The organism is Staphylococcus pasteuri, from assembly GCF_030547725.1.
GTDB classification, from domain to species: Bacteria; Bacillota; Bacilli; order Staphylococcales; family Staphylococcaceae; genus Staphylococcus; species Staphylococcus pasteuri.
Map to the genome: position 1 here is coordinate 1 of NZ_JAUOQO010000613.1, position 252 is coordinate 252.

Annotated in this window: 1 protein-coding gene; it reads left to right on the forward strand. The window is 44.4% G+C overall.

Features of this window, described 5'->3' with window-relative positions; genetic code table 11:
* On the forward strand, positions 1 to 252 hold a 252-nt coding region (locus Q4528_RS14920; RefSeq protein ID WP_303522457.1), incomplete at both ends, for an HD-GYP domain-containing protein.

Consider the following 252-nt stretch of genomic DNA (forward strand, 5'->3'; position numbering starts at 1 on the left):
GTGAAGAAGAGCGCTACAAAATTAATGACCATATTGTACAAACCATTATCATGCTGGAGAAATTGCCCTTCCCAGACCATCTTAGGTTGGTGCCTGAAATAGCGGGTGGTCATCATGAGAAAATGGACGGCAGTGGTTACCCGAAACGCTTAACTAAAGAACAGATGCCTGCCACTGCGAGAATGATGGCAATAGCGGATATTTTTGAAGCCTTAACCGCCGTTGATCGGCCTTATAAGAAAGGTAAAAACC